Origin of the sequence: Streptomyces barringtoniae (genome assembly GCF_020819595.1) — a bacterium.
GTDB classification, from domain to species: Bacteria; Actinomycetota; Actinomycetes; order Streptomycetales; family Streptomycetaceae; genus Streptomyces; species Streptomyces barringtoniae.
The window spans coordinates 225528-248694 of the sequence record NZ_JAJHNP010000009.1; the positions used below are offsets into that span (position 1 = coordinate 225528).

Sequence of the window (23167 nt, forward strand, 5' to 3'; positions counted from 1 at the left end):
CCTTTTCCCGTGCCTCCGCACTGGAGGATCCTCCGAGCCCGAGGGGTGCGGGATCCTCTGTTCCTACGGTGGCAGCTATCGCTCAGATATTCCTAAAGTGGGCGAATGCGTACAGGCGAGCCCCTCCCGTCCGTCGGGGCCGTCCTCGCCGCCCTCGCGACCGGGCTGTGGCACTGGGACACGGCCGCCCGACTGGTCACCGTGGACGCGGAGGCGGCGCGGCTGCTCGGGCTGCCCCCGGAGGCGACCACCCTCACGGAGGTCCAGACCCGAGCCCGGCTGCACCCGGAGGACTGGAACGAGATCACCGGGGTGGTCCCGCTGGCCGTCGACGAGGGCACGCTCGCCGAGGTGCGCATCCGGATCATGGACGAGCAGGGGAACATCCTGCGGGTCGTCCGCAGCCGGTCCAAGCCGTCCTTCGACCCCGAGCGGCGGGCGTACGAGCTGATCGGCACCCTGCAGGAGGTCACCGAGCCGACCCCCGGCACCCGGGCCGCGCGCAGCGCGGTCACCGGCGACTGGCGGCGCTCGAGGGAGGCGTTCCTGCTGGACGCGGGCCGGGCGCTGGCCGAGGCCCGGTCCACGGCCGAGGTGCTGCGGGTGGTCGGCGGCCTGTCGATGCCCGGCTTCTCCCCCGACGGTCTGGTGGTGTTCGGGGTGGAGGGCGACCGGCTGACCATCACCGGCCAGCACGGGCACCAGCCCGGCGACATGGGCCCCTTCTCGCACATGGCGCTGACCACCGACTATCCGGCGGCCGAGGTCGTCCGCACGGGCCGCGCGGTGTACATGTCCTCTCCGGCGGAGTACAAGGCCCGCTACCCGGCGACCTGGCCGCTCGCCCGGCGCTTCGGCCGCCGCTCGTGGGCCTTCCTGCCGCTGACGGTGGCCGGCCGCACGATGGGCGCCTGGATGGCGGCCTTCGCCTACCCGGTGGCGTTCACACCGGACGAGCGGGCCGTGCTGGCGACGGTGGCCCGGATGCTCGCCCAGGCGCTGTCCCGGGCGGAGGCCGCCGAATCGGAGCGGGAGCTGACCGAGGGCCTGCAGCGCTCCATGCTGCCCTCGCTCGGCCCGGAGATCCCCGGGATGCAGGTGGCCGCCCGGTACATCCCGACCGGCGGGGGACTCCAGGTCGGCGGCGACTGGTACGACATGATCCCGCTGCCCGCCGGCCGCTTCGCGCTGGCCATGGGGGACGTGCAGGGCCATGACGTACGCGCCGCGGGCCTCATGGGCCAGCTGCGCATCGCCCTGCGCGCCTACGCCGCCGAGGGCCACCGCCCGGACGCCGTGCTCTCCCGCGCCTCCCGGTTCCTGCACGGCATCACCCACGACGACCAGATGACCGACGTCCGCTTCGCGACCTGCGTGTACGCGGAGGCCGACCCGGCGACCGGGATGCTGGAGATCGCCCGTGCCGGGCACCCGGACCCGGCGATCCGGATGGCCGACGGCACGGTGATGCTGCGGCCGACGGCGGGCGGGCTGCCGCTGGGCGTGGACCCGGACGCGGACTATCCGACGACCCGGTTCACCCTGGAGCCGGGCGAGACGCTGATGCTCTGCACCGACGGCCTGATCGAGACCGGCGGACACGACCTGGAGAGCGGCTGGCGCCGGCTGCGCGCGATCCTGGAGGCCCACCCGGGGGACGACGAGGTCGATCTGGAGTCGCTGGCCGACGCGCTGGTGCAGGGTGTGCACGGGCCGTCCTCGCACCACACCACCGGTCCCCTGGCCGACCGCCGCGAGGACGACATCGCCCTGGTGCTGCTCTGCCGGCTGCTGGAGGGCGCCGCCCGGCCCGCCGTACGGCGCACCCTGCTGTCGGTGGCGCAGGACGAGCCGGACCGGATCGCCGAGGCCCGCCGGCACCTGCGCGAGCTGCTGCACGACTGGGCCTCGCCCGAGCAGGTCGACTCGGCGGTGCTGCTGGTCTCCGAGATGGTCACCAACGTCCTCGTCCACACCGACGCCGACGCGCTGCTGCTCGCCGAGATGACCGGCGAGGCGGGCACGCGGCGGCTGCGGGTGGAGGTCACCGACGCGGGCGACGACCTGCCACACCGGCGCCGCCCCGGCGAACTGGCCTCCTCCGGCCGCGGCCTGATGCTGATCGAACTCCTCGCGGACGCCTGGGGGGTGGATCCCCGGGGCGAGGGCAAGAGCATCTGGTTCGAGCTCTATGAGTCGGGGGGTGCGATGGGGGGCGCGTCGGGGGGTGACTCGGTGGGCGTGTCGTGGGATGCGTCGGCCGGTGACTCCGTCGGTGAGTCGCGGGGCGCGTCCGGGCGTGCGACGGGAGGCACTTCATGGGACTCGTCGGCCGGTGACTCCGTCGGTGAGTCGCGGGGCGCGTCCGGACGTGCGGCGGGACGTGCGTCGTGGGACCCGTCGGCCGGTGACCCCGGGGGCGTATCCGAGGGTGCGTCGTGGGGTGCGTCGGCCGACGACTCGGGGTGCGCGGCGGAAGGCGGCTCGGCGGAAGGCGGCGTACCGGTGGGGGACGCGGCGGGAGGCGGCGCATCCGAAGGCGGCGCATCCGAAGGGCGCGTGGCCGAAGGCGGTGTGCCGGTGGGGGATGCACCGGGCGGCGGCGAGCCGGGAGGGGATGCAGGGGAGGGCGACGAGTCGGAGGGCGCCGCGTAGCGGGTCCGCAGCTCCTGTACGACGCCGAAGGCGGCCGCGGTCAGCGGGACCGCGAGCAGCATGCCGAGGATCCCCGCGACGGACGCCCCGGCGGTGATGGCGAGCATCACCACGGCCGGGTGCATCTGCATGGTCCGGCTCTGGATGACCGGCTGCAGCACATGCCCCTCCAGCACCTGCACGGCGACGACGACTCCGACCACCCACAGCGCGATCACGAACCCACGGTCGGCGAGGGCGACCAGGACGGCCACCGTGCCGGAGAGGAAGGCGCCGAGGTAGGGGATGTAGGCGCCGACGAAGACCAGCGCGCCGAGTCCGACCGCGCCGGGCACCCGGAGGACCAGCAGGCCGAGGGTGATGCACACGGCGTCGATGAGCGCGATGAGGGTGGTACCGCGCATGAACCCCTCGACCGCCGCGAAGGCGCGCCGGGCGACGGCCTCCACGGTGTCGGCGGTGCCGCCGGGCGCCACGGCCCGCAGGGTCTCCACGGCCCGGTGGGAGTCGCGCAGGAAGAAGAAGACGAGCAGCAGGGCGAGCACGGCCATCGCGAGGGACTCGCCGACGACGCTGACCCCGCTGATGACGTTGGACGCGGCCGTGGCCCCGAACCTGCCCAGCAGCTTGCGGGAGTTGGCGGCGAGGTCGTCGAGTCCGGTGCCGGCGGCCCCGAAGTGCGCCGAGACGCTCTTGGCGGCGTCCCGCAGCGAGGCGATGATCTGGTCGCCGGTGTCGATGAGCGCGGCGACGACGATGTACACGGCACCGCCGACGACGGCCACGACGGCGACACAGGTGAGCCCGGCCGCCACCGACGCCTGCACCCCGGCCCGCACGAGCCTCCGGTGCAGCGGGCCGAGCAGCGCGGTGCCGAGCAGGGCGAGCAGCACCGGGGTGACCGCCGTGCGGAACTCCCCGCACAGCCGCACCCCGACCCACCCCACCCCGGCGACGAGGAGCAGCACGGCGCACCAGGCGGCGACACGTCGGGCGGGGTCGGGCAGGAGCTGCACGCGTCCAGCGGACCACGGGCCCGGCCGGGCTGTCCTGCGTGGACGGCCCGGCCGGGTGACGGCGGCTCACCCGGCCCTGCGGGGCGGTCGAGGCAGTCGATCACCGTCCGTACCGGTTCGAGATGCGCACTGTGACGATGTGGGCAAGCCTGAGGGCATTCCCCCAAGACACACGTCTTGCCGGAGGACCCAGGAAGGATCACTCACCATGCGACACATCGCTGCCTTCTTCGCCGCCGCACTCCTCACGGTTCTTGCGGCCCCCGCCGCTTCCGCCGGGGAGGGAGGGTCTCACGTCTGCGACACCCATACGATCAGTTCGCTCTGCTGGTGACCTGCTTGCGAAGGTGACCTCTTTGTGAAAAGGGGACAGGCCGTCGGATCAGAAGATCCGCGACCTGTCCCCTTTCTCGTACGGACGGACCCCAGAGGGCGGAGGGGTCACATACCGCCCGCTGACATCCCGTGCACCGCCGGGATCGAACCCAGGCGGCCCTTCTGGAAGTCCTCGAAGGCCTGCATCAGCTCTTCCTTGGTGTTCATGACGAACGGGCCGTAGTGCGCCATGGGCTCCCGGATGGGCCGCCCGCCGAGCAGGACGACCTCCAGGTCCGGGGTGCGGGAGTCCTGCTTCTCGTCCGCCCGGACGGTCAGCGCGGACCCGGCGCCGAACACGGCGGTCTGGCCGAGGTGGATCGGCCGGCGCTCCGCACCGACGCTGCCGCGGCCCGCGAGGACGTAGGCCAGGCCGTTGAAGTCCTCCCGCCAGGGCAGGGTGACCTCGGCGCCCGGGGCGACGGTCGCGTGGATCATCGTGATCGGGGTGTGCGTGACGCCGGGGCCCTCGTGGCCGTCGAGCTCACCGGCGATGACGCGCAGCAGCGCGCCGCCGTCGGGGGTGGTGAGCAGCTGGACCTGGCCGCCCCGGATGTCCTGGTACCTCGGGGCCATCATCTTGTCCTTGGCCGGGAGGTTCACCCACAGCTGCAGGCCGTGGAAGAGACCGCCGGACACGACCAGGGACTCCGGCGGCGCCTCGATGTGCAGGAGTCCGGAGCCGGCCGTCATCCACTGGGTGTCGCCGTTGGTGATGGTGCCGCCACCGCCGTGGGAGTCCTGGTGGTCGAAGGTGCCGTCGATGATGTAGGTGACGGTCTCGAAGCCGCGGTGCGGGTGCCAGGGGGTGCCCTTGGGCTCCCCGGGCGCGTACTCCACCTCGCCCATCTGGTCCATCATGATGAACGGGTCGAGGTGGCGGTAGTTGATCCCCGCGAAGGCCCGGCGCACCGGGAAGCCCTCGCCCTCGAACCCGCTCGGAGCGGTCGAGACGGCCAGTACCGGACGCGCCACGGCATCGGCGGGAGCGGTCACACGGGGCAGCGTCAACGGGTTCTCGACGGTCACTGCAGGCATGGTCGGACCTCCTTCTGCACTCACTTTAGTTGAGCGTTGAACTTTCTGCCACCCCTAACGGAACAAGCCCGGAGGGAATTCCCTCCGGGCCCAGGGGTGTGCGAGGTGCGCGGGGCTCGGCCGCCGTCCGCGCAGCGATGGCGACTAGCCGTACATCCGGCGCATGGCGAAGTCGACCATCTGCTCGACCGCCTTCGCATCGAAGACCATCCGGTGCTCACCCTCCATGTCCAGGACGAAGCCGTAGCCGGTGGGCAGCAGGTCGATCACCTCGGCGCCGGTGATCACGAAGTACTTGGACTCCTTGCCCGCGTACCGGCGCAGCTCCTTGAGCGAGGTGAACATCGGGATCACCGGCTGCTGGGTGTTGTGCAGGGCGAGGAAGCCGGGGGTGTCGCCGCGCGGGCAGTACACCTTCGACGTGGCGAAGATCTGCTGGAAGTCCTCCGCGGACATCTGCCCGGTGGTGAAGGCCCGCACCGCGTCCGCGAGAGAGGGCGGCGACGGCTCCGGGTAGAGCGGCGGCTGCTGGCCGTACCCGCCGACACCGCCCGGCATCTGCTGCTGCGGCGGGGCGTACTGCTGCTGAGCGCCAACGTTCTGGTCGTAGCCGTACATGGGCGCAAGAGTACCGAGGGGCGGGGGAAGAGCGGGTGCGGGACGTATTTGTGCAGCGGGCATTGGGGATGCACACCGCAGCTGGAGGCGACCGCGGGCCTGACCCGCGTCAGCGGGCCGCTGCCGGTGATCTCGCCGGTCGACGTCCCGCCGGCCCCGCCAAGGCTGCACCGCGCGGTCCCGGAGCGGATACGGGGCCCGCCGGCGGAGATATACCGGGCGGTCGCCTGCCTTTCGCCGGGCAGCCGTGCCGGTGGGCCGCCCTGCTCACCGGCACGGTGGAGGACACGCCGGAGTAGACCCTTCTCACACTTGCGCCGGCAGGGGTTGCTTCTTATTACCGACGGGTAGCATCATCGGAGCTACTTGTTGGTACGTGAACTAGGTGCGAGGAGTCAGTGCCTCGCCGATCCCTCTACGGAGCCGTCGTCATGGGGCACTACAAGTCGAATCTGCGCGACATCGAGTTCAACCTCTTCGAAGTACTGGGGCGCGACAAGGTGTACGGCACCGGCCCGTTCGAGGAGATGGACGTCGACACCGCCAAGAGCGTCCTGGAAGAGCTGACCCGCCTCTCGGAGAACGAGCTGGCCGAGTCCTTCGCCGACGCCGACCGCAACCCGCCGGTCTTCGACCCGGAGACCAACACCGCGCCGGTCCCGGCGTCCTTCAAGAAGAGCTACCAGGCCTTCATGGACTCCGAGTACTGGCGGCTCGGCCTGCCCGAGGAGATCGGCGGCACCACCTCGCCGCGCTCCCTGATCTGGGCCTACGCCGAGCTGATCCTGGGCGCCAACCCCGCCGTGTGGATGTACTCCTCGGGCCCGGCGTTCGCCGGCATCCTCTTCGAGGAGGGCAACGAGGTCCAGAAGCACATCGCCAAGATCGCCGTGGAGAAGCAGTGGGGCTCCACGATGGTGCTCACCGAGCCCGACGCGGGCTCCGACGTGGGAGCCGGCCGTACCAAGGCGGTCCAGCAGGAGGACGGCTCCTGGCACATCGAGGGCGTGAAGCGCTTCATCACCTCCGGTGAGCACGACATGTCCGAGAACATCCTCCACTACGTGCTCGCGCGTCCCGAGGGCGCCGGCCCCGGCACCAAGGGCCTGTCCCTCTTCCTCGTCCCGAAGTACGAGTTCGACTTCGAGACCGGCGAGCTGGGCGAGCGCAACGGCGTCTACGCCACCAACGTCGAGCACAAGATGGGCCTGAAGGCCTCCAACACCTGCGAGATGACCTTCGGCGACCGGCACCCCGCCAAGGGCTGGCTCATCGGTGACAAGCACGACGGCATCCGCCAGATGTTCCGCATCATCGAGTTCGCCCGCATGATGGTCGGCACGAAGGCGATCTCCACGCTGTCCACCGGCTACCTGAACGCGCTGGAGTACGCCAAGGAGCGCGTCCAGGGTCCCGACCTCGCGCAGTTCATGGACAAGACCGCGCCCAAGGTCACCATCACCCACCACCCGGACGTGCGCCGCTCGCTGATCACGCAGAAGGCGTACGCGGAGGGCATGCGCGCCCTGGTGCTGTACACCGCCTCCGTCCAGGACGCGATCCAGGTCAAGGAGGCGGCCGGCGAGGACGCCTCCGCCGAGCACGCGCTGAACGACCTGCTGCTGCCGATCGTCAAGGGCTACGGCTCCGAGAAGGGCTACGAGCAGCTCGCCCAGTCGCTGCAGACCTTCGGCGGCTCCGGCTTCCTGCAGGAGTACCCGATCGAGCAGTACATCCGGGACTCCAAGATCGACACCCTGTACGAGGGCACCACCGCGATCCAGGGCCAGGACTTCTTCTTCCGGAAGATCGTCCGCAACCAGGGCGCCGCGCTGAACTCCCTGGCCGAGGACATCAAGAAGTTCCTGGCGCTCGGCACCGGCGGCGAGGAACTGGCCGGCGCCCGCGAGCACCTGGCCAAGGCCGCCGTGGAGCTGGAGGCGATCGTCGGCCTGATGCTGACCGACCTCGCCGCCACCGAGCAGGACACCAAGAACATCTACAAGGTGGGCCTGAACACCACCCGCCTGCTCATGGCCTCCGGTGACGTCGTCGTCGGCTACCTGCTGCTGAAGGGCGCCGCGATCGCCGCCGAGAAGCTGGCCACGGCCTCCGCCAAGGACCAGGCGTTCTACACCGGCAAGATCGCCGCGGCGAAGTTCTTCGCCGCCAACGTCCTGCCGGGCGTCACCCTCGCCCGCAAGGTCGCCTCCGGTGTCGAGCTGGACCTGATGGAGCTGGACGAGGCCGCGTTCTAGCAGGTACTTGCGGATTCCCTGTGCGGGCCCGCTCCCTTTCCGGGAGCGGGCCCGCGCACGTCGTTAAGGTGAACCCATGAGCGCACCAGCCCGCTTCGACCGCGGCCACACCGACGACCTCATGTCCTTCCTGGCGGCGAGCCCGTCGCCGTACCACGCCGTGGCGAACACCGCCGAGCGGCTGGAGAAGGCCGGCTTCAGGCAGGTCGCCGAGACGGACGCCTGGGACTCCTCGAGCGGCGGCAAGTACGTACTGCGCGGCGGCGCGATCGTCGCCTGGTACGTCCCCGAGGGTGCCGAGGCGCACACGCCGTTCCACATCGTCGGCGCGCACACCGACTCCCCGAACCTGAGGATCAAGCCGCGGCCGGACAGCGGGGCGCACGGCTGGCGCCAGGTCGCCGTCGAGATCTACGGCGGTCCGCTGATGAACTCCTGGCTGGACCGCGACCTGGGCCTGGCCGGCCGGCTGAGCCTGCGGGACGGCTCCTCGGTCCTGGTCAACGTGGACCGGCCGCTGCTGCGTGTGCCCCAGCTCGCCATCCACCTGGACCGTTCGGTCAGCACCGAGGGGCTCAAGCTCGACAAGCAGCGTCATCTGCAGCCGGTCTGGGGCCTCGGCGACGACGTGCGCGACGGCGATCTGATCGCCTTCCTGGAGCAGGAGGCGGGGCTCGCGGCCGGCTCGGTCACCGGCTGGGACCTGATGACGCACCCGGTGGAGGCCCCCGCCTACCTCGGCCGCGACCGGGACCTGGTCGCCGGCCCGCGCATGGACAACCTGCTGTCGGTGCACGCGGGCGCCGCCGCCCTGGCCGCCGTCGCGACCTCCGGTGCCGCGCTCACCCGCATCCCCGTGCTCGCCGCCTTCGACCACGAGGAGAACGGCTCCCAGTCGGACACCGGCGCGGACGGCCCGCTGCTCGGATCGGTGCTGGAGCGCTCGGTCTTCGCGCGCGGCGGCTCGTACGAGGACCGGGCCCGGGCCTTCGCCGGCACGGTCTGCCTGTCCTCCGACACGGGCCACGCCGTCCACCCCAACTACGCCGAGCGGCACGACCCGACGCACCACCCCCGGGTCAACGGCGGACCGATCCTCAAGGTCAACGTCAACAACCGCTACGCCACGGACGGTTCGGGCCGCGCGGTGTTCGCCGCCGCCTGCGAGAAGGCCGACGTGCCCTTCCAGTCGTTCGTCTCCAACAACTCCATGCCCTGCGGCACGACGATCGGCCCCATCACCGCGGCCCGGCACGGCATCCGGACCGTGGACATCGGCGTGGCGATCCTCTCCATGCACAGCGTGCGTGAACTGTGCGGCGCCGACGACCCGTTCCTGCTGGCGAACGCCCTGACGGCCTTCCTGGAGGGCTAGCCGGCACTGCCCCGGGTACCCGGACGGCACCGGAGATTCCGGAACCGAAAGGGGAGGCGACTTCTCATGGGGCTCGGAGGATGCATCATCCTCATCGCCGTGGGGGCCATCCTCACGTTCGCGACCGACTGGCACATGCGCGGCGTCAACCTCGACGTCGTCGGCGTGATCCTGATGGCCGTGGGCCTGATCGGCGTCGCCACGTTCAGCGGTATCGCGCGACGCCGGCGCGTCGTGATGCCGCCGGCACCGGTGGTGGAGGAGGAACCGCACCATCACCACCACCGCGTCGACGGCTACAACGACGGCTACGGTGTCTGACGCGCCGCCTGCCTACTGGTCGTCCATGCCCGCGAGGACGAGCGGCAGGCGGTCCGCCGCACCCTCGGTGAGGCGGACCGGGACGCCCCAGTCCTGCTGGTGGACGTGGCAGGCGGGGTACGCGTTGGCCGGGTCGTCGTCACAGGAGGCGGCCATGGCCGAGACGTGCAGGACGCCCTCCGCCACGGCCGGGTTGAGTTCCAGCTCGCGGCTCAGGTCCGTGTCCGCGCCCTCGCCCCTGAGCAGCAGCTCGGGCGGGGTCGAGGAGACCAGCAGACGGGTCGACGGGCCGTAGCGGGTGTCCAGCTTCTGGCCCGCAGGGGCCTGGAATATGACGTCCAGTCCGAGGCGGCCGGGGGCGACCTCGGTCGCCGCGCGCCGGGTGCGGTGGGCGACCGACTCCACCCGCACCGCCTCCTCGGGCAGCCGCAGCCGGGTCAGCCGGTGCCGGGCCGACTCCACGACCACGATGTCCTCGCCGACGAGCACGGCGCCGCTGGGCTCACGCAGGTCGGTGGCGAGCGTGCTGACCTCGCCGGTGGCCGGGTCGTAGCGTCGCAGGGCGTGGTTGTAGGTGTCGGCGACCGCCACCGAGCCGTCGGGGAGGGCGGTGACGCCCAACGGGTGCTGGAACAGGGCCTGTCCGGCGGCGCCGTCGCGGTGGCCGAAGTCGAACAGGCCGGTGCCGACGGCGGTGTGCACGTGCCCGTCGAGGTCCACCCAGCGCAGGGCGCTCGTCTCGGAGTCGGCGAGCCACAGCCGGTCGGCGGTCGCCGCGAGACCGGAGGGCTGGGCGAACCAGGCCTCGGCGCCGGGGCCGTCGACCAGGCCCTCGTTGGTGGTGCCCGCCGCCGCGGCGACCGTGCCCGCCGCGGGGTCGTACGTCCACAGCTGGTGGACGCCCGCCATCGCGATCCACACCTTGCCGCCGAAGACCGCCACGTCCCAGGGCGAGGAGAGGTCCACCTCGCGGGCCGGGCCGGACGTGGCGGACCCCTGCCACCACTGCCTGCCGGTGCCGGCCAGGGTGGTCACCGCGCCCGTGGCGAGGTCGAGGCGGCGCAGGGCGTGGTTGACGGTGTCGGCGACGACCACCGAGCCGTCCGGCAGCAGCGCCAGGCCCTGCGGCTCGCTGAAGGAGGCCTGCTCGGGGCCGCCGTCGGTGAACCCGCGCGCGCCGGAGCCGATGCGCCGTACGACGGTCTCGGCGTCCTCGGCCAGCTCCACCAGCTTGTGCCGGGTGGTGTCGCTGACCAGGAAGTTCCCGGACGGGAGCAGCAGCGCCCTGCCCGGGAAGCGCAGGGTCGTCGGCTCGGGCTCCGGCGCCACGTACGGACCGTCGCCGCGGCGCAGGGTGCCCTTCGCCTCGTGCTCCGCCTCCAGTTCCTCGACCAGCCGCTCGATGGCGTGGGCGTGGCCCTCGCCGGCGTGCTGGGCGACGACGTACCCCTCCGGGTCGATCACGACCAGGGTCGGCCAGGCCCGCACCGCGTACTGCTTCCAGGTGGCGAGCTCCGGGTCGTCCAGCACCGGGTGCTCGACGCCGTAGCGCTCCACGGCGTCGACGACCGCCTGGTGCTGGGCCTCGTGCACGAACTTCGGCGAGTGCACGCCGATGACCACGACGGTGTCCCGGTGCTTCTCCTCCAGCTCGCGCAGCTCGTCCAGGACATGCAGGCAGTTGATGCAGCAGAAGGTCCAGAAGTCCAGGACGACGATGCGTCCGCGCAGGTCGGCGAGGGTGTACTGCTGATCGCCCGTGTTCAGCCAGCCGCCCTTGCCGATCAGCTCGGGGGCGCGGACGCGAACGCGGCGGGGTGCGGAGTCGGTCATGGCTCCAAGAGTGCCACCCGACTCCGACAGCCGTTCGGGCCCCTGTGGACAACCGGCCGGACCCGCTCGGACGCCTGTGGAAAAGTCGCGCCCAGCCGCCCAGCCGCCCAGTGGCTCTCAGTCCTGGTGGATCACATCCGTGCCGGGGCCGCCGGAGAGCGTGTCCCGGCCGGGACCGCCGTACAACGTGTCATTGCCGCTGTTGCCGTACAGCTTGTCGTTCCCGCTGTTGCCGTACAGGACGTCGTTGCCGGTGCCGCCGTTCAGGGTGTCGTCGCCGGTTCCGCCGGTGATCGTGTCCCTGCCGTCGTCGCCGGACAGGTACTGGGTCCCGGAGCCGCCGTGCAGCACGTCGTCGCCCTTGCCGCCCTGGACGATGGTGTCGCCGCCGCTCGCGTTGACCGTGTCGTTGCCGTCACCGCCCCGGGCCAGGCCCTCCGCGCCGACGGCGATGGTGTCGTCGCCGGCGTCGCCGGAGACGTAGGCGCCGTCGAGGCGGCCGGAGTCGGTCGCCCTGTCGTTGCCCGCGCCCAGCGATATCCGGGCGTAGGAGTAGACCTGGCCGGTGGCGTTGTCGTAGGCGAACGTGTCGTCGCGGTCGCCGAGGTTCGTGATCAGGGCGGCGTACGGATCCTGGCTGTCCACCAGGGTCACCGTGCAGAAGACCTTCGTGCGGTCCTTGCGGTCGGGGTGGGCGCAGTCGTGGCCCGCCATGATGGGAACGACGTCGTCGATCACATAGGTGATGCCGGTGCGGTCCGCGGTGAGGGAGGCGGTGACGGTGGCCTTGTTGGTCTGGCCGGGGGCGGCACGGTAGGTCAGCTGCCAGTCGTACTGGTTGACCGCGGCGGTGGCCGAGGCGGTGGCGGCGCCGGCGGTTCCGGCCACGGCGAGGGGTGCGGCCAGGGCGGTGCCCAGGGCCAGGGCGGCGAGCGCGGTGCGCGAGGGCATGAGGTGCCTCCGAGGGAACGGGCGGATGGGCGACTTCCGCACCGTTCGACTCGGGGACCCCGCCTCTTGGTTGGTCAACTCCCTTGGGCATACGGGGAGTTCATCTGCGCTACACCTGTCGGCCCGGTGGATTCAGGCGCCCGGTCAGGTCAGGGCGTGGCCGGTGGTGACGTCGACGTGTCCGGGAACCTCCTCGTGCCGGTCGCCGACCGTGAGGGTGCCGGTGGGCTCGAAGAGGAGGACTTCGGCGCGATGGGGCGCGGACGGCTTGTGACAGGTGCCGCGCGCCACGGTGAACACCGAGCCCTTGGTCAGGACGACGGTGCGCTCGCCGGCCGGCTCGCGCAGGCCCAGGTGCACCTCGCCGTCGAGGACCAGGAAGAACTCGTCGGTGTCCTCGTGCACATGCCAGACGTGCTCGCCCTCGAACCTGGCGATCCGGACGTCGTAGTCGTTGACGGTGGCGACGATGCGCGGGCTCCAGCACTCGGTGAAGGAGGCCAGGGCCTTGTCCAGGGAGATCGGTTCGCTGCTCATGCCGTCATCCTCGGGCCGGCCCGCCCGGCGCACGAGTGCTAGGAATCGCATATGCCGCAAGGATCCTCTCAGCCACCGGACCGTACCCTGCCGCCGCAACGGACCGTGCCACCGGATCGGGCCGTGCCGCCGCACCGGGTCGTCGTGATCGTGGACGCGGGCACCAACCCCTTCGAGGTCGGCGTCGCCACCGAACTGTTCGGCCTGCCCAGGCCCGAACTGGGCGGTCCGGGGCCGCTGTACACGGTGACGCTGTGCGCGCCCACCCCGGGGATCCGGATGAACCACGGCTTCTTCACCCTGGCCGGCGTACCCGGCCTGGAGGCGGTGGAGGAGGCCGACACCCTCGTCGTACCCGGACGCCCCGACAACGTCGTACCGCGCGGCGCCGACGTCCTGGACGCCATCCGGCGCACGCACGCGCGCGGGGCGCGCATCGTCAGCTTCTGCACCGGCAGTTTCGCCCTCGCCGAGGCCGGTCTGCTCGACGGGCGCCGGGCCACCACCCACTGGATGTGGGCGGACACCTTCCGGGATCTGCACCCCGAGGTGCTGCTGGAGCCCGACGTCCTGTTCGTGGACGAGGGCGACATCCTCACCGCCGCCGGAAGCGCGGCCGCGCTCGACCTCGGGCTGCACCTGTGGCGCGGCGACCACGGCGCCGAATTCGCCAACGCCGTCTCCCGGCGCCTGGTCTTCGCCGCCCACCGCGACGGCGGGCAGCGGCAGTTCGTGGAGCGCCCCGTGCCCGACGTGCCCGACGAATCGCTCGGCCCGCTGCTGGCCTGGGCGCAGGAGCGGCTGGGCGAGCCGCTGACCGTGGCGGACCTCGCCGCCCGCGCGGCCGTCAGCCCCGCCACCCTGCACCGCCGGTTCCGCGCCCAGCTGGGTACGACGCCGCTGGCCTGGCTCACCGGGGAGCGGGTGGCGCTGGCCTGCCGGCTGATCGAACGGGGCGAGGAGCGCCTGGACGTCGTCGCGGCCCGCAGCGGCCTGGGTACGGCGGCCAATCTGCGCGCCCGGCTGCGCCGGGAGACGGGGCTGAGCCCGTCGGCGTACCGGAGGCGGTTCGGGCCGGCGGGTCCCGACGAGCGCGACCGCCGGGCCCTTCGGCCGGCCGGACCGTGACGATCAGCGCGCGGCGGGGAACGGTATGCGCATGAGACTCCTCGTACACGACCGGCTGCTCGGCATCGGCGACGACTACTGGATCGAGGACGAGCACGGCCGGAAGGTCTTCCTCGTCGACGGCAAGGCCATGCGGCTGCGGGACACCTTCCAGCTGAAGGACGCCCACGGGCGCGTGCTGATCGACATCCACCAGAAGATGTTCGCGCTGCGCGACACCATGGTGATCGAGCGGGACGGCGAGGGCCTGGCCACCATCAGGCGCAAACGGCTGTCCCTGCTGCGCCACCACTACCGGGTGTCCCTGGTCGACGGCACCGTGCTGGACGTCAGCGGCAGGATCCTCGACCACGAGTTCGCCATCGAGTACGACGGCGAACTCCTGGCCGTGATCTCCCGCCGCTTCCTGTCCCTCCGGGACACCTACGGTGTCGACATCGTGCGCGAGGACGCCGACCCGGCCCTGCTGATCGCGGTGGCGGTGTGCGTGATCCACCTGGCGCAGAAGGAGCGGGAGGAGGACTGACGGGGGTCGAAGGGCTCGAGGGCCCGCTAGCGCCGGGGCGGCTCCAGGCCCAGGACGCGGTCCTTCAGCGCCGGGAACTGCTCGCGGGTGGCCGTCACCTTCGCCGGGTCGAAGTCGACGGTGAGGACCTCCTCGTCCGGGCCCGCCTCGGCGAGCACCTCGCCCCACGGATCGACCACGATCGAGTGACCCGCCTGCGGAACTCCCGCATGGGTTCCGGCCGTTCCACACGCGAGCACGAACGCCTGGTTCTCCACCGCCCGCGCCTGGGCCAGCAGCGTCCAGTGCGCGCGTCGCCGCTCGGGCCAGCCCGCCGGGATCACCAGGGTCTCGGCGCCGGCGTCGACCAGTGACCGGAACAGTTCGGGGAAACGGAGGTCGTAGCAGGTGGCCACGCCGAGCGTCGTGCCGGGCAGCCGGACCGTCACCAGGTCCCGCCCGGCGCCCATCAGTACGGCCTCGCCCTTGTCGAAGCCGAAGCGGTGGATCTTGCGGTAGGCGGCGGCGAGCTCACCGGAGGGGGAGAAGACGAGAGAGGTGTTGTAGAGCGCTCCCTCGCCCGCGGCGGAGCCGCTGTCGGACGCGGCCCGCTCCGGAACGGACCCAGCGTGCAGCCAGACGCCCGCGTCGCTCGCGGCCTTGGCCATCGCCTCGTACGTCGGCCCTTCGAGCGGCTCGGCCTCGCGGCCGAACTCCTCGTAGGCGAAGGCGCCGGTGGTCCACAGCTCCGGCAGGACCACCAGGTCGGCTCCGGCCTGCTCGCGGACCAGCGCGGCCACCCGCTGCCGCCGGGTGTCGACCGATTCGTCCTCGTTCACGGCGATCTGGATCAGCGAGGCGCGCACACTACCACCGTCCTGGCATTCGAGTAGCCCACACAGGCCTACGATCGTCACACGAAAGCACTGCCGGGGTGCCTGCAGGCAGCGTAACTTAGCCTCCCAGACACCCGCCGAAGTGCAGCCGCCGCCCGCTGGCAACGCCGCCACAACCCGCCCGTGTACCGACCGCCGAGGGGTCCCGTTCCGTGAGTCTGCATCCCACCCTCCAGCCCTACGCCGACGCCTGGACGCACTCCATCGAAGCGATATCCGAGATGGTCCAGTCGCTCGCGGAGAGCGAGTGGAACCGGCGGACCCCCTGCCCGGGCTGGTCGGTCCGGGACATCGTGTCGCACGTCATCGGCATGGACTGCGAGCTGCTCGGCGACCCGCGCCCGATCCACTCCCTGCCCCGTGACCTCTTCCACGTCACCAACGAGCACCAGCGGTACATGGAGATGCAGGTCGACGTCCGCCGCCACCACACGGCGCCGGAGATGACGGCCGAGCTGGAGTACACGGTCATCCGCCGCAACCGCCAGCTGCGCAACGAGTCGCGTGACCCCGGCACCACGGTCCGCGGCCCGCTGAGCAAGGACATCACGGTGGAACAGGCCTACCGCGCCCGCGCCTTCGACGTGTGGGTGCATGAGCAGGACCTGCGCACGGCCCTCGGCCGCCCCGGCAACCTGGACTCGCCGGGCGCGCACGTGGCCCGGGACGTCCTCCTGGAGGCACTCCCCAAGGTCGTCGCGAAGGACGCGGACGCGCCGCGCAGTTCGGCCGTCGTCTTCGACGTGCACGGACCGGTGGAGTTCCTGCGCACCATCCGCGTCGACATCCAGGGACGCGGATCCCTGGAAACCGCCCCGGCCCTCGGCCCCGCCGCCACCCTCACCCTCGACTGGGAGACCTACGTGCGCCTCGCCTGCGGCCGAGTGACACCGGAGGCGGTGGCCGACCGGGTGAAGGCCGAGGGGGACCTCGACCTGACGGCGGCGATCCTGCGCAACTTCGCGGTGACGCCGTAGCCGACACGGCTGCGGGAGCCGAGCCACCGACGGCGAGCGCCCGAGCAGGTTGCCTGTCCTGCCTCTTGGCCGACCGGTGCCGGGTGGTGCGCGGGATGGGGTGAACGGCTAAGCCGCCGGGACGTGCACCGTCTCCACCCGGCTGGCGACCAACCGCTCGCGCTCACGCCGGGCGGCCCGCCCCCGGAGCCGCAGGATCTGGGACACCCCGAGCGCCTGCAGCACGAACACGGCGCTGAAGGCCACGGCGTAGTCGTCCCCGGTCGCGTCCAGCAGCACCCCGACCGCGAACAACGTCGTCATCGAGGCGACGAAACCGCCCATGTTGGTGATGCCCGACGCGGTCCCCTGTCGCTCGGGCGGGTTGGCGGGCCGCGCGAAGTCGAACCCGAGCATCGAGGCCGGCCCGCACGCCCCCAGCACCGTGCACAGCACCACCAGCAGCCACATCGGCGCATGTGCACCGGGATAGGCCAGCGTCGAAGCCCACAGCAGCGCCGTCGCCCCGACCGTGCCCAGCGCCAGCGGCAGCCGCGCCGCGTGGTGCCGGGCGACGATCTGGCCGTAGACCAGCCCGATCACCATGTTGGACAGAACGACCAGGGTGAGCAGTTCACCGGCCGTGGCCCGGCTGAGCCCCTGCGCCTGCACCAGGAACGGCAGGCCCCACAGCAGCAGGAACACCATCGCCGGGAACTGGGTGGTGAAGTGCACCCACAGCCCGAGGCGCGTGCCGGGCTCCCGCCAGGACGCCGCGATCTGCCGGCGGACGTAGGCCGCGCCCTGGTGCGGCGCCGGCTCGGGTTCGTGCCCCTCGGGGTGGTCCTTCAGGAACAGCAGCGTCAGCACGAGGACGACGACACCCGCGACCGCACTGCCGGCGAACGCCGGGGTCCAGCCGATGCCGTGCAGCAGCCGGGCGAGGACCAGGGTGGAGACCAGGTTACCCGCCATGCCGACCAGCCCCGCGAGCTGCGCGACCAGCGGCCCGCGCCGGGCCGGGAACCAGCGGGTGCCGAGCCGCAGCACGCTGATGAAGGTCATCGCGTCACCGCAGCCCAGCAGGGCGCGGGAGGCGAGGGCGGTGCCGTAGGACGGGGAGAAGGCGAAGCCCAGCTGCCCCGCCGTGAACAGCACGGCGCCGATGCTCAGCACCCTCTTGGTGCCGAGCCGGTCGACCAGCAGGCCGACGGGTATCTGCATGCCGGCGTAGACCAGCAGCTGGAGGATGGAGAACGTCGACAGGGCGGAGGCGTTCACATGGAAGCGGTCCGCCGCGTCCAGTCCCGCCACGCCGAGTGACGTACGGAAGATGACGGCGACGAAGTAGACGGCGACGCCTATGGACCACACGGTGACGGCGCGTCGGCCGCCCGGCGGATCACCCGGAAGGGTGACGTTCCGCGCCGGAGCGCTCATCGGGCCTCACCCCGGGCGAGGTGCTCGAACCAGCTCACATGCCGGTGCACGGCCCCGACGGCCGCCTCCGCGTCCCCGTCGCGCAGCGCGTTCAGGATCTCCTCGTGCTCGGTGAGCGTCTTGGCGATGCGGTCGGGGTGGGAGTGCATGACGGCGACGCCCATCCGCAGCTGCCGGTCGCGCAGCTGGTCGTAGAGCCGGGACAGGATCTCGTTGCCGCCGCTGCGCACGATCTCGGCGTGGAAGCTGCGGTCGGTCACCGCGGCCGCGGCCAGGTCACCGGCGGCCGCCTGCGCCTTCTGCAGCTCCAGCAGCTCGGTCAGCCGCTGCAGCAGGGCGGGCGGGGCGGGTACGGCCTTGCGGGCGGCGTGCTCCTCGACCAGCTGGCGGGTCTCCACCACGTCCGCGATCTCCTGCGCGGAGACCGGCAGGACCATCGCGCCCTTCTTCGGGTAGAGCCGGATCAGGCCCTCGGCCTCCAGCCGCAGCAGCGCCTCCCGCACAGGGGTGCGGGAGACCCCGACGGCCTCGGCCAGCTCGCCCTCGGTGAGCAGAGTGCCGCCCTCGTAGCGCCGGTCGAGGACGCCCTGCTTGACATGGGCGTACACGCGGTCGGCGGCGGGGGGTGACTTGGGGTCGCGGCGGGCGGGCTGCTGTACGGCCGTCTTCATGCCCACAGGATAGATACAACACGTACGCATGGGCGGCGGCGTCCAGCATCCGGACGTGACGGATCTGTGACCAGGACCCCCCGCAGCGACCGCACAACCTTCTGTGCTACTTACGTGTCTCACACGTGCGGCCCGCTGCTCTTGCCACCTCAACTCGGCCGCGCTTCAGGGGCATTCAACACAATCGGGGTATATCACTTTGATTACCGGCATTAAGGGCACCCGTACCTCGCGACTCCGCAGAGCCGCCGCCGTCGCTGTCACCTCCGGCGCGCTGCTCGCGACCGGTGCCCTCACCGCGGCGCCCGCTCAGGCCGTCACGACGCCCTCGATCGTGGCCAAGGGCGGCTACGTGATGAACAACGCGGGCGGTACGACGCTGTACAACAAGACGGCGGACTACAAGCGTTCCACCGGCTCCACCACCAAGATCATGACCGCCAAGGTCGTGCTCGCGCAGTCGAACCTCAACCTCGACAAGCAGGTGGTGATCCAGAAGGCGTACAGCGACTACGTCGTCGCGAACAACGCCTCCCAGGCGCACCTGATCGTCGGCGACAAGGTAACCGTCCGCCAGCTGCTGTACGGCCTGATGCTGCCGTCCGGCTGCGACGCCGCCTACGCGCTCGCCGACACCTACGGCTCCGGTTCCACCCGCGCCGCGCGCGTGAGCAACTTCATCGGCAAGATGAACACCGCCGCCAAGAACCTCGGTCTGAAGAACACCCACTTCGACTCCTTCGACGGCATCGGCAACGGAAACAACTACTCGACGCCGCGCGACCTGACGAAGCTCGCCAGCAGCGCGATGACGAACTCCACGTTCCGCACGATCGTCAAGACGAAGGCGTACACCGCGAAGACGATCACCAAGACCGGTGGCACGCGCACCATGGGGACCTGGAACAACACCAACACGCTGCTCTCCAGCTACAGCGGTGCCATCGGCGTGAAGACCGGCTCCGGCCCCGAGGCCGGCGCCTGCCTCGTCTTCGCCGCCACCCGCAACGGCAAGACGGTCATCGGCACGGTTCTGGCCTCCACCACTTACGCACAGCGCGCGACGGACGCCACGAAGCTCCTCAACTACGGCTTCGCCCGGCTCGGCTGACGCGTACCCGGACGCTCGGACGCCCACGGGCCCGCCGCATTGTGCGGCGGGCCCGTTCTGTTGCCGCCGGGTGCGCGATGAAGCACATGGTGCTAGCGTCATTGGCACCATGCTGATCCGTCTGGACAAGACCGACACCCGCCCCCTGCACGAGCAGGTCGCGGCGGCGATCCGGCGGGCCATCGCCGAGGGCGAGTGCCGCGCGGGCGACCGGCTGCCCTCCGCCCGCGATCTCTCCACGGCCCTGGACATCAACGTCAACACCGTCCTGCGCGGCCTGCGCGAACTGCGGGACGAGGGCCTGCTGGAGTTCCGCCGCGGCCGGGGGATCACCGTCGCCGAAGGTGCGGCCCGGCGCTCCGGACTGGAAATCAGGGTGCGTGAGCTGGTCGCGGAGGCATCCCGGCTCGGCTACAGCCGCACCGACCTCATCGAGATGATCCGGGGGACGACGACATGAGCGACGGGGACGACCGGGACGGCAACGACCGGTACCGGAACGGGGGCGGGCGCAGCCGGAACGGGAACGACCGCGCAGGTGCCCGCAGTCGCACCGCGCGCTGGGGGCTCGCGGGGTGCACGGTGGCCGTCGCGGCGCTGCTGGCGGGTCTGCCCTGGGTCGCGCGCGGCCGGCTGCCCGACCGGCTCGCGACCCACTGGAGCGGGGGAGCCGCCCCCGACGGCTCCATGCCGCTGTGGGAGGCATCCCTGTTGCCGGCCGGCCTCTGGCTGCTGGTCGCCCTCGCGCTGAGCGTGCGCCGGCGCCGGTCCTGGCCGGCCGCACGCCCCTGGCGGGCGATCGCGCTGGCGCCCGCCGCGGCGGTGCTCGTCGGCGCGCAGGCCTGCGTCGTCCGCGCCAACCTCGACCGCACCGACTGGCACGAGGCCCGCGATCCGGCCCTCGGGGTCGTCCTTCCCCTGGCCCTGGCAGCGGTCGCCGGCGTGGTGGCCTGGCGGCTGACCATCCGCACCACCTCCACCACGCCACCCGCCCCGACCCCCGCACTCGACCTGCCCGCGGGCGAGCGCCTGGTGTGGTTCTCCCGCGCGGCCAACCCCTGGCTGCAACTGGTGGCCGCGCTGACCGGTCTGATCGCCGTCGGCGCGCTGGTGACACTGGTCGCCGGGCTGGCGGACCCCGCCGTGCTGGTCCCGCTGTGCGCCGTCTGCGCCGCCGTCTCGCTCGCCGGCGCCCTCTCCTCCTCGGTCCAGGCGAAGGTGTCGGAAGCGGGCCTGGAGGTGTCGTTCGGCCCGCTCGGCTGGCCCGCCCGGCGCTGGTCGCCGACCGCCATCGAGTCCGCCCGCGCCGAGCCCCGGCAGCCGTCCCAGGTCGGCGGCTGGGGCTACCGCCTCAGCGGCCTCGGCACGACGGTCATGCTCCGCGCCGGTGACTGTCTGGTCGTACGGCCCCGGGGCCGCCGTACCGACTTCGCCGTGAGCGTGGACGACGCCGAACGGGGCGCGGCCCTGCTGAACGCGCTCCGGCGGCGGGCCTGAGCCGGCCATGGGCATCCGGAGCCCCCAGGGCGTCCAAGGGGAGGGCGACGGCCGGGCGGCGCCCTGGGACACGGCCGCCGCACTGGTCCGGGCCGCACAGAACGGGGACGCCCTGGCCATGGACGAACTGCTCACGCTGGTCACCCCGTACGTGACCCGGCTCTGCCGCCCGATCGCCCCGAACGACACGGCCGACGCCGTACAGGAGTCACTGCTGGCCGTCTTCAAGGGCCTGCGCACACTCCGCGACCCACAGGCCTTCTACGGCTGGGTCCGTACGGCCACGGTCCGCGAGGCGGTCCGGGTCGCCCGCCGCACCTCCGCCGAGGAACCGGCCGACCCCGCCGACCTGGCCCGCCTCGGCGGACTGCGCACGGACGCCGACGGTGAGCTGTCGGCCGACGTGCGGGACGCACTGGCCCGGCTGCCGGTACGGCACCGCGCGGTGCTGGTCCTGCGCGAGCTGGAGGGCCTGGACGAGGCCACCGTCGCCGCCCTGCTCGGCGTACCGCAGGGCACCGTCAAGTCCCGGCTGAGCCGGGCCCGTTCCTCCTTCCGGAAGGCGTGGTCACGATGAGTTCCTCCGATCCGGTGCTGCGGCTGCGCGTGCTGGCCGCGGGGCTGCACGCCGGTCTGTACGCCGAGGAGCATCTGGCGCTGCCCTACGAGAGGGTGTGGGCGGTGGCCGCCGACCTGGAGGCGGAACTGCCCCGTCTCGTGCCGTTCCTCCGCGAGTTCCGCGTGCCGCCCGGCGACACCGAGCGGAAACGGGCGCTGGCGGTGGGCCGTTCGGGCCTGACGGAGTCCTTCGAGGTACGGCTCTCCCCCGGCTGGTGTCTGATGCAGTCCCGGCTGATCGTCGGCGGCATGGCGGCCGCCCCCGAGGCCGGCGGCACGCGCTTCGCCGTCCTCGGCGCGACCCGCCCCACCGCCCTGCGTCCCGCCCAGTGGCTCTACGGCCGCCTGCTCGGCGAGCGGCGCGGACGGGCGTTCGTCGACCGGGTCGCCGAGCGGGCGGCGCTGCGCTAGACCTCCTCGGCGAAGGGGGCGAACAGCTCGCGGATCGCCTCGGCCACCTCCTCCGGCCGCTCCTGCGGCAGATGGTGCCCGGCCGCCGGCACCAGCCGCACGCGCAGCTCGTCGGCGTACCGCTCCGCGCCCGCCAGCATCGACGGCACGACCACGTTGTCCCGCTCCCCGCCGAGCAGCAGCGTCGGCACGGTCAGCCGCTGCCGCCGCGCGGTGCCCCGTACCAGCGCGGGGATGTCGTGCAGGACGTACTGCCAGAACAGGGACTGGACGGCGGGGGCGCTGTGCGCGGTGGCAGCGGCGTACTCGGCGATCTCCGCCTGCGTCCACGCGGCCGCCGGGTCGGCGACCTGGTGGCGCAGCAGGAAGCGGGTGAAGCCGGGCCAGTGCCGCAGCACGGCCCGCCCGAGCACCGGGTATTCGACGAACGCGGTGTACCACAGCCGCCACAGGTTGGGCAGGACCGCGCGGTGCCGGGGCCAGGGGTGGGTCATGTTGAGCGCCAGGTAGCCGGTGAACCGCTCCGGCGCCCTCAGGCACAGCCGGAACCCGAGATGCGCTCCCCAGTCGTGCCCGACCAGTCCGACCCGCTCCAGCCCGAGGGTGTCGAGCAGCGCGAGGGCGTCCTCGGCCAGGCTGTCCATGTCGTAGCCGCGCCGCGTGATCGGCGACCAGCCGAAGCCGCGCAGGTCCGGGCTGAGCAGCCGGTATCCGTCGGACAGCTGCCCGGCGACCTTGTGCCAGGCGTACCAGTGCTGCGGGAAGCCGTGCAGCATCAGCAGCGGGGTGCCGGTGCCGCCGTACTCGGCGAGATGCAGCCTGGTGGAGCCCACGTCCAGCATGCGGTGCTCGGCACGCTCGTCCTTCGGCAGCGGACGGTCTGTACGGTCGGTGTGCGGTGCCATGCCTGACCCCTCTCGGGCCGGTGCGGTCCCCCGGTCGGGCCCGCGTCGCCGG

The 23167-nt window shown here is 72.1% G+C and carries 20 protein-coding genes and 2 pseudogenes; 12 read left to right on the forward strand and 10 right to left on the reverse strand.

Going from position 1 to position 23167, the window contains the following annotated elements:
* Nucleotides 1-105 precede the first annotated feature (105 nt).
* Nucleotides 106-2223: pseudogene (locus LMU33_RS18445) on the forward strand (SpoIIE family protein phosphatase); the annotation flags it as partial.
* A gap of 380 nt (nt 2224-2603) precedes the next feature.
* On the opposite strand, the pseudogene LMU33_RS18450 reads toward LMU33_RS18445, so the two are convergent.
* From LMU33_RS18450 to LMU33_RS18460, 3 genes and pseudogenes are all read right to left on the reverse strand, one after another.
* Nucleotides 2604-3671 (reverse strand): annotated as a pseudogene (locus LMU33_RS18450) (AI-2E family transporter); the annotation flags it as partial.
* Nucleotides 3672-4112: 441 nt separating this feature from the next.
* The gene (locus tag LMU33_RS18455; RefSeq protein ID WP_228621498.1) at nt 4113-5084 is read right to left on the reverse strand and encodes a pirin family protein; all 972 of its coding nucleotides are present in this window, start codon (nt 5082-5084) and stop codon (nt 4113-4115) included.
* A 144-nt stretch (nt 5085-5228) separates the two neighbouring features.
* On the reverse strand, nt 5229-5702 hold the full coding sequence (locus tag LMU33_RS18460) for an SseB family protein (RefSeq protein ID WP_228621500.1): 474 nt from the start codon (nt 5700-5702) through the stop codon (nt 5229-5231).
* A 431-nt stretch (nt 5703-6133) separates the two neighbouring features.
* Here LMU33_RS18460 and LMU33_RS18465 point away from each other — a divergent pair, with 431 nt between their 5' ends.
* The 3 genes from LMU33_RS18465 to LMU33_RS18475 all read left to right on the forward strand — a co-directional run bounded on the left by LMU33_RS18465 (nt 6134) and on the right by LMU33_RS18475 (nt 9656).
* A complete protein-coding gene (locus LMU33_RS18465; RefSeq protein WP_228621702.1) occupies nt 6134-7960 on the forward strand; it encodes an acyl-CoA dehydrogenase in 1827 nt (608 codons plus the stop codon).
* 76 nt (nt 7961-8036) lie between these two features.
* On the forward strand, nt 8037-9335 hold the full coding sequence (locus tag LMU33_RS18470; RefSeq protein WP_228621501.1) for a M18 family aminopeptidase: 1299 nt from the start codon (nt 8037-8039) through the stop codon (nt 9333-9335).
* Nucleotides 9336-9401: 66 nt separating this feature from the next.
* Nucleotides 9402-9656: a hypothetical protein gene (locus LMU33_RS18475; protein WP_228621503.1), complete on the forward strand. Its 255-nt coding sequence runs from the start codon at nt 9402-9404 to the stop codon at nt 9654-9656.
* A 12-nt stretch (nt 9657-9668) separates the two neighbouring features.
* On the opposite strand, the gene LMU33_RS18480 is transcribed toward LMU33_RS18475, so the two are convergent.
* The 3 genes from LMU33_RS18480 to LMU33_RS18490 form a co-directional block, all read right to left on the reverse strand.
* Nucleotides 9669-11489 carry a thioredoxin-like domain-containing protein gene (locus LMU33_RS18480; protein WP_228621504.1) on the reverse strand — a complete coding sequence of 607 codons (1821 nt, stop codon included), beginning with the start codon at nt 11487-11489 and terminating at the stop codon, nt 9669-9671.
* A gap of 117 nt (nt 11490-11606) precedes the next feature.
* Complete coding sequence (locus LMU33_RS18485; RefSeq protein ID WP_228621505.1) at nt 11607-12440, reverse strand: calcium-binding protein; 834 nt, start codon at nt 12438-12440, stop codon at nt 11607-11609.
* 144 nt (nt 12441-12584) lie between these two features.
* Nucleotides 12585-12977, reverse strand: coding sequence for a cupin domain-containing protein (locus tag LMU33_RS18490; RefSeq protein WP_228621507.1), 393 nt, complete (start codon nt 12975-12977; stop codon nt 12585-12587).
* Nucleotides 12978-13028: 51 nt separating this feature from the next.
* Here LMU33_RS18490 and LMU33_RS18495 point away from each other — a divergent pair, with 51 nt between their 5' ends.
* Both LMU33_RS18495 and LMU33_RS18500 read left to right on the forward strand, forming a co-directional pair.
* Nucleotides 13029-14105 carry a helix-turn-helix domain-containing protein gene (locus tag LMU33_RS18495; protein ID WP_249813927.1) on the forward strand — a complete coding sequence of 359 codons (1077 nt, stop codon included), beginning with the start codon at nt 13029-13031 and terminating at the stop codon, nt 14103-14105.
* A 31-nt stretch (nt 14106-14136) separates the two neighbouring features.
* On the forward strand, nt 14137-14631 hold the full coding sequence (locus tag LMU33_RS18500; protein ID WP_228621510.1) for an LURP-one-related/scramblase family protein: 495 nt from the start codon (nt 14137-14139) through the stop codon (nt 14629-14631).
* A 26-nt stretch (nt 14632-14657) separates the two neighbouring features.
* On the opposite strand, the gene LMU33_RS18505 is transcribed toward LMU33_RS18500, so the two are convergent.
* Nucleotides 14658-15476, reverse strand: a complete 819-nt coding sequence (locus LMU33_RS18505; protein ID WP_228621511.1) for a carbon-nitrogen family hydrolase — start codon at nt 15474-15476, stop codon at nt 14658-14660.
* 182 nt (nt 15477-15658) lie between these two features.
* Between LMU33_RS18505 and LMU33_RS18510 the strand changes: the two genes are divergently transcribed.
* Nucleotides 15659-16483 (forward strand): maleylpyruvate isomerase family mycothiol-dependent enzyme, encoded by an 825-nt coding sequence (locus LMU33_RS18510; protein ID WP_228621512.1) that lies wholly within the window; start codon nt 15659-15661, stop codon nt 16481-16483.
* Between the two features lie 108 nt (nt 16484-16591).
* Here the strand turns inward: LMU33_RS18510 and LMU33_RS18515 are convergent, their stop codons facing one another.
* Both LMU33_RS18515 and LMU33_RS18520 read right to left on the reverse strand, forming a co-directional pair.
* The gene (locus LMU33_RS18515; protein ID WP_228621514.1) at nt 16592-17902 is read right to left on the reverse strand and encodes an MFS transporter; all 1311 of its coding nucleotides are present in this window, start codon (nt 17900-17902) and stop codon (nt 16592-16594) included.
* Nucleotides 17899-18573, reverse strand: coding sequence for a GntR family transcriptional regulator (locus LMU33_RS18520; protein WP_228621515.1), 675 nt, complete (start codon nt 18571-18573; stop codon nt 17899-17901). Before LMU33_RS18520 ends, LMU33_RS18515 begins: the two co-directional genes overlap by 4 nt.
* A gap of 199 nt (nt 18574-18772) precedes the next feature.
* On the opposite strand from LMU33_RS18520, the gene LMU33_RS18525 reads away from it, so the two are divergent.
* The 5 genes from LMU33_RS18525 (at nt 18773) to LMU33_RS18545 (ending at nt 22210) form a co-directional block, all read left to right on the forward strand.
* Nucleotides 18773-19684, forward strand: a complete 912-nt coding sequence (locus LMU33_RS18525; protein WP_228621517.1) for a D-alanyl-D-alanine carboxypeptidase family protein — start codon at nt 18773-18775, stop codon at nt 19682-19684.
* A gap of 109 nt (nt 19685-19793) precedes the next feature.
* Nucleotides 19794-20144 (forward strand): GntR family transcriptional regulator, encoded by a 351-nt coding sequence (locus LMU33_RS18530; RefSeq protein WP_228621518.1) that lies wholly within the window; start codon nt 19794-19796, stop codon nt 20142-20144.
* Complete coding sequence (locus LMU33_RS18535) at nt 20141-21181, forward strand: DUF1648 domain-containing protein (RefSeq protein ID WP_228621520.1); 1041 nt, start codon at nt 20141-20143, stop codon at nt 21179-21181. The genes LMU33_RS18530 and LMU33_RS18535 overlap by 4 nt, the downstream gene beginning before the upstream one ends.
* A gap of 7 nt (nt 21182-21188) precedes the next feature.
* Nucleotides 21189-21758 (forward strand): RNA polymerase sigma factor, encoded by a 570-nt coding sequence (locus tag LMU33_RS18540; RefSeq protein WP_228621521.1) that lies wholly within the window; start codon nt 21189-21191, stop codon nt 21756-21758.
* A complete protein-coding gene (locus LMU33_RS18545) occupies nt 21755-22210 on the forward strand; it encodes a hypothetical protein (protein WP_228621522.1) in 456 nt (151 codons plus the stop codon). Before LMU33_RS18540 ends, LMU33_RS18545 begins: the two co-directional genes overlap by 4 nt.
* On the opposite strand, the gene LMU33_RS18550 is transcribed toward LMU33_RS18545, so the two are convergent.
* Nucleotides 22207-23115 (reverse strand): alpha/beta fold hydrolase, encoded by a 909-nt coding sequence (locus tag LMU33_RS18550; RefSeq protein WP_228621524.1) that lies wholly within the window; start codon nt 23113-23115, stop codon nt 22207-22209. The two genes, LMU33_RS18545 and LMU33_RS18550, sit on opposite strands and share 4 nt — an antisense overlap.
* Nucleotides 23116-23167 lie beyond the last annotated feature (52 nt).

Excerpts from the sequence above, each read along its gene's own strand:
- LMU33_RS18465 (WP_228621702.1), top strand. The coding sequence starts at position 6,134 with ATGGGGCACTACAAGTCGAATCTGCGCGACATCGAGTTCAACCTCTTC.
- LMU33_RS18470 (WP_228621501.1), top strand. The coding sequence starts at position 8,037 with ATGAGCGCACCAGCCCGCTTCGACCGCGGCCACACCGACGACCTCATG.
- LMU33_RS18535 (WP_228621520.1), top strand. The coding sequence starts at position 20,141 with ATGAGCGACGGGGACGACCGGGACGGCAACGACCGGTACCGGAACGGG.
- LMU33_RS18545 (WP_228621522.1), top strand. The coding sequence starts at position 21,755 with ATGAGTTCCTCCGATCCGGTGCTGCGGCTGCGCGTGCTGGCCGCGGGG.
- LMU33_RS18485 (WP_228621505.1), bottom strand. The coding sequence starts at position 12,440 with ATGCCCTCGCGCACCGCGCTCGCCGCCCTGGCCCTGGGCACCGCCCTG.
- LMU33_RS18530 (WP_228621518.1), top strand. The coding sequence starts at position 19,794 with ATGCTGATCCGTCTGGACAAGACCGACACCCGCCCCCTGCACGAGCAG.
- LMU33_RS18460 (WP_228621500.1), bottom strand. The coding sequence starts at position 5,702 with ATGTACGGCTACGACCAGAACGTTGGCGCTCAGCAGCAGTACGCCCCG.
- LMU33_RS18550 (WP_228621524.1), bottom strand. The coding sequence starts at position 23,115 with ATGGCACCGCACACCGACCGTACAGACCGTCCGCTGCCGAAGGACGAG.
- LMU33_RS18475 (WP_228621503.1), top strand. The coding sequence starts at position 9,402 with ATGGGGCTCGGAGGATGCATCATCCTCATCGCCGTGGGGGCCATCCTC.
- LMU33_RS18480 (WP_228621504.1), bottom strand. The coding sequence starts at position 11,489 with ATGACCGACTCCGCACCCCGCCGCGTTCGCGTCCGCGCCCCCGAGCTG.
- LMU33_RS18490 (WP_228621507.1), bottom strand. The coding sequence starts at position 12,977 with ATGAGCAGCGAACCGATCTCCCTGGACAAGGCCCTGGCCTCCTTCACC.
- LMU33_RS18515 (WP_228621514.1), bottom strand. The coding sequence starts at position 17,902 with ATGAGCGCTCCGGCGCGGAACGTCACCCTTCCGGGTGATCCGCCGGGC.
- LMU33_RS18540 (WP_228621521.1), top strand. The coding sequence starts at position 21,189 with ATGGGCATCCGGAGCCCCCAGGGCGTCCAAGGGGAGGGCGACGGCCGG.
- LMU33_RS18495 (WP_249813927.1), top strand. The coding sequence starts at position 13,029 with ATGCCGCAAGGATCCTCTCAGCCACCGGACCGTACCCTGCCGCCGCAA.
- LMU33_RS18520 (WP_228621515.1), bottom strand. The coding sequence starts at position 18,573 with ATGAAGACGGCCGTACAGCAGCCCGCCCGCCGCGACCCCAAGTCACCC.
- LMU33_RS18455 (WP_228621498.1), bottom strand. The coding sequence starts at position 5,084 with ATGCCTGCAGTGACCGTCGAGAACCCGTTGACGCTGCCCCGTGTGACC.
- LMU33_RS18500 (WP_228621510.1), top strand. The coding sequence starts at position 14,137 with ATGAGACTCCTCGTACACGACCGGCTGCTCGGCATCGGCGACGACTAC.